The sequence below is a fragment of the Testudinibacter sp. 'clade 2' genome (assembly GCF_006227735.1).
In the GTDB taxonomy this organism is placed as follows: domain Bacteria; phylum Pseudomonadota; class Gammaproteobacteria; order Enterobacterales; family Pasteurellaceae; genus Chelonobacter.
This window is the reverse complement of sequence record NZ_VDHB01000151.1, coordinates 1-4,079: the sequence shown is the minus strand read 5'-3', so window position 1 is coordinate 4,079 and position 4,079 is coordinate 1. Positions and strand designations below refer to the sequence as shown.

General features: G+C 48.1%; 5 protein-coding genes. 4 read left to right on the top strand and 1 reads right to left on the bottom strand.

Features of this window, described 5'->3' with window-relative positions; translation table 11 throughout:
* Window positions 1-269 precede the first annotated feature (269 nt).
* The 4 genes from FHQ30_RS11090 (at window position 270) to FHQ30_RS11075 (ending at window position 3,306) form a co-directional block, all read left to right on the top strand.
* Entirely contained in the window at window positions 270-1,052 is a 783-nt protein-coding gene (locus FHQ30_RS11090; protein ID WP_139610952.1) for a poly(ethylene terephthalate) hydrolase family protein, read from the top strand.
* Window positions 1,025-1,168, top strand: a complete 144-nt coding sequence (locus tag FHQ30_RS11085) for a hypothetical protein (RefSeq protein ID WP_176552617.1) — start codon at window positions 1,025-1,027, stop codon at window positions 1,166-1,168. The genes FHQ30_RS11090 and FHQ30_RS11085 overlap by 28 nt, the downstream gene beginning before the upstream one ends.
* 26 nt (window positions 1,169-1,194) lie before the next feature.
* Window positions 1,195-2,130, top strand: a complete 936-nt coding sequence (locus FHQ30_RS11080; RefSeq protein ID WP_139610950.1) for a poly(ethylene terephthalate) hydrolase family protein — start codon at window positions 1,195-1,197, stop codon at window positions 2,128-2,130.
* 237 nt (window positions 2,131-2,367) lie between these two features.
* Window positions 2,368-3,306 carry an alpha/beta hydrolase gene (locus FHQ30_RS11075; RefSeq protein ID WP_176552616.1) on the top strand — a complete coding sequence of 313 codons (939 nt, stop codon included), beginning with the start codon at window positions 2,368-2,370 and terminating at the stop codon, window positions 3,304-3,306.
* A gap of 250 nt (window positions 3,307-3,556) precedes the next feature.
* On the opposite strand, the gene FHQ30_RS11070 is transcribed toward FHQ30_RS11075, so the two are convergent.
* Window positions 3,557-4,079 (bottom strand): restriction endonuclease subunit S (locus tag FHQ30_RS11070; protein ID WP_500692262.1); only part of this gene is annotated, 523 nt, incomplete at its 5' end.

The following is a 4,079-nucleotide window of genomic DNA, read 5'->3' as shown; positions in this document are numbered from 1 at the left end:
GGGCGGCACTGGGCGGGGTTATCGGCAGCCAGATCAATAAAAACGATCGGCGCTACTATCGCTAAACCTGTATTTTCAGGCAGCCTGGTTTCAGGCAGCCTGAATTTTCCGGATATATTATGACTTTTACCCCATCAAAAATCATCACCTTGCATGGCTTGCAAAATGACGACAAGCAGTATCGGCAATATATGCAAATGTTAGAGCGATATTTGGACCAATATTTTTAACTCCTTTGACGACAGGATTTAACCCATAGGAAAAATGCCATGAAAAAAATTTTCGCGGCCTTAACAGCCGTCACCCTGCTCGGTTTGGCAGCCTGTGCAGGTTTGGGCAAAGCCATCGAACAAGCGCTTGCCATCACCGATGAAAAAATCACCCAAATCCAAACCGCGGCTCCGCTCGAAAAACAATACAGCCAAATGGGGCGATACGCCGTGGCGTCTGCCAAGTTTGACGCACAAGACAAGGAATTAAAAACCTACACGGTTTATTATCCGCAAACGGGCGGGCATTATCCTTTGATTGTGATGGCAAACGGCTCCGGCACGCCGGTTTCCAAATATGAGCCGGTGTTAAAACATCTGGCCAGCCATGGTTTTGTGGTGATTGGTTCGGAAGAGTTAAGTTCATGGCGCGGTGCGGGCGCGGCCAAGTCTTTAGACTTCGCCCTTGCTCAAAACCGAAACCAAAACAGCGTGTTATTTAATAAAATCCATGCCAATAAAATCGGTGTGTCGGGGCATTCGCAAGGCGGTGCCGGTGCGATTAATTTGGCCATGAAACAGCCGAACAGCCATCTTATCCGTTCGCTCTACACCGCCAGCACCACCCGCGCTGAAGGCGAGATGAACTTGTTTGATTTTGCCCCTTGGCAAGTGGATAAACCGTATTTTGCCGTTACCAGCAATGGCGCGTTTGACAAAACGCCGCACCGATCAGTAAAATGCAAGACAATTTGCGAAAAATGCCGAGTACGAACGCGGTTGTTGCCGAGCGCCAAGGGCTTGACCACGGCGCCATGCTGTATGCCGCCAACGGCTACATGACCGCTTGGTTTTTGTACACGCTGAATAATGATGCCCAAGCCAGACAAGTTTTTGTAGGACAAAACGCCGAACTCTACCGCAATGCCAACTGGCAGAATGTGCGCGTTAAAAACTGATACTAATACGCCATTAGGATAACCTGATGAAACCAATGAAAAAAACCATCACCACCCTAAGCGCCGTCGCCGTGCTGGGCTTGCTCGGTTTGGCAGGCTGCCAAGCCCTCGAACAAGCCTTTGCGGTTAAAGTAGAAAAAATCACCCATGTGCAAACCAACGCCCCGTTGGAAAAGCAATACAGCCAAATGGGGCAATATGCCGTGGCGGTGCAGAAATATCCGGCTGCAAACAAAGCGCAGGATTATTTCACCGTGTATTATCCGCAAACAGGCGGCAACTACCCCTTGATTGTGCTGGCAAACGGCACCGGCATGAAAGTGTCGTCATACGAAGCGGTGTTGCAACACTTGGCGAGCCACGGCTTTGTGGTCATCGGTTCGCAAGAAGGCACATCGTGGACGGGCAGCGGCGTGGCAGGCAGCCTGGATTTTGCCTTGTCGCTGAATCAAAACAAAACCAGCCCGCTTTATCAAAAAATCAACCCGGCTAAAATCGGCGTATCCGGGCATTCGCAAGGCGGCGTCGGCGCCATCAATGCTGCAACCACGCAGGCAAACAGCCGCCTTATCCGCTCGGTCTATACCGCCAGCACCACCCAGCACCGCTTGGCACGGGATTTAGGCTGGGATTACGACATCAGCAAAATCAAGGCGCCCTATTTTGAAACCTCCGGCACCGGCGTTTTTGATGCAGGCAAGCCTGATGAAACCGCAGGCGGCATCGCGCCTTTGAGTTCGCTTAAAAACAACTTCAACAAAATTAACGGCACGGCAGTAATGGCGCAGCGCAAAGGTGAAGACCACGGCTCTATGCTGTATGTGCCAAACGGCTATATGGCGGCATGGTTTTTATACACGCTGAATAACGATTCCCAAGCCAAACAAGTGTTCGTGGGGCAAAATGCCGAAATCAGCCGAAACAGCAATTGGCAGAATGTGCAAAGCAAGAATTTGCGGTAATTATTGATGGTGAATCAAAAGGCCGTCTGAAACCTTATCGGGTGAAAGTGCGGTTTCAGACGGCATTTCGTTCATCTATAGTCGGAGAAATTAGATTCTGATACAAGGCGGCGAGCCGCAGACAGTACAGATAGTACGGCAAGGCGAGCCAACGCCGTAGCAGAAACTAATTTCTTCGACTATATGCGTTGCAGTCATCCTTGGCTGGCGCAATGTTTACTTAAAGAAGGATTGGTGATGAAATTGTTTCACCTTGCTGCCGTCGCGGTGTCGGCGGTTTTATTATCCGCCTGCAACGGCCTGGCCATGCTGCACGACGCGCTGACCGCCCCGGATTTGATGAAAGTGGAAAACTGGCAAGCCGTCGGCACAACCCACCCAAATTTTGCCTATGGCAACCAGCCCGCCCACAAATTTGATTTGTATGTTCCGAAAAACAAAACACGTGCGCATTATGGCTTGGTGGTGTATTTGCACGCCGGCGGTTTTACCACAGGCGATAAGGCCGACGATGCCAAGATTTTGCAATGGTTTGCCTCAAAAGGCTATGTTGCCGCAGGCATCAACTACACCCTGAAAGACAAAGCGAACCCTAGCGCTTCGGTCAAATCCATGTCGGACGAAATCAAAACAGCCATACCGCAAGTAGTCGCCAAAGCCCGCCAACTCGGCTATCCGATCGAAAAAATGGCCATCGGCGGCGGCTCTGCCGGGCATGGGCTGGCGGCGATTTATGCCTACCGCGACGGACGCACCGCCCCTGTACCGATTGCGTTCAGCTTCGGCATGGTCGGCCCGATGAGCTTTGAGACGGATAATGCCAAAGGCGGTGCCGATGCTGCCAAATCGGCCGAATTTTTATCGGTATTATCCGGCGAAAAGATTACCGCCGAGATGATGACAAACGGCACATACAAAGAAATCGTCAAACCGATTGAAGCATATCGTTGGGTCAATGCAGGCAGTCCGCCCGCGCTGATGGCATTCGGGGCAAAAGATTTCATCATGCCGTTCAGCACCAAGCCGATGACCAACGCCCTGCAAGCCAACAACGTACCGCATGACGTATTTATTTTTGAAAAATCAGGGCATACTTTGCTGGGCGAACCGCAAAAACGTGCCGAATACATGCAAAAACTCAATGAGTATTTGGCAACCTATTTGCCTGTGAAATGAAATATATTCAATAATCCCATGTTTTATAATCAAAGGCTGACTGAAAATTTTTCAGGCAGCCTTTAATCATTCTTTATCCTGTGTCGGTTGGTCAGCCCCAACCGCACGGAGTAGCACCGCTTTGTGCCGGGGAAAGGCAGTGCGGATCAATTGCAAAACCGCACTTGATTTTAAAATATCCACTGCGGTTTAGATGAGATGAACAGGCCGTCTGAAAGGCTTTCAGACGGCATGATTAAATAATTGCGGATTATTGCTGCTTGTTATCAAAATAATGGATTAACTGTATGATTTGATTAAGCTCTTTTGCCATCATTGCATTTTCAATCCATTCAAAATGAATTTCGCCTTGTGGATTAACCGGCAATAGGATTTTTTGTTTTTTCAATCTATCCGTTCCCATTTTATAACCGTAACCATATTTTTCTTTTTGCTTCAAGATACATGTTGTTATAAAAAGTGATACATATTTACTCTGATATTTAGGTCTTAATTTTCTTGTGTCGTTACCATATAAAGCGGCATAAGGGTGGTAAAACGCATAGCCAACAGAGCCATTACGATTAACGGAAATACAATCTCTTTCCAGCGTTGCATTCATATTATCAACAAAATAACCAATACCATTATTATTAGCTGTTGCAGTGATATAAGGCGTATTTCCTGCAACACGTTCACGTTCATAAATATCTTGCCCTGAATTAATTTCACATACATCACTGATTTTAAACGGCTTCCATTTTATATTATAATATTCCGTTCCGTTCCGTTCC

Bases quoted from the DNA above. Each gene is read 5' to 3' on its own strand.
- FHQ30_RS11075 (WP_176552616.1), top strand. From the start codon at position 2,368: ATGAAATTGTTTCACCTTGCTGCCGTCGCGGTGTCGGCGGTTTTATTA.
- FHQ30_RS11080 (WP_139610950.1), top strand. From the start codon at position 1,195: ATGAAACCAATGAAAAAAACCATCACCACCCTAAGCGCCGTCGCCGTG.
- FHQ30_RS11090 (WP_139610952.1), top strand. From the start codon at position 270: ATGAAAAAAATTTTCGCGGCCTTAACAGCCGTCACCCTGCTCGGTTTG.
- FHQ30_RS11085 (WP_176552617.1), top strand. From the start codon at position 1,025: ATGCTGTATGCCGCCAACGGCTACATGACCGCTTGGTTTTTGTACACG.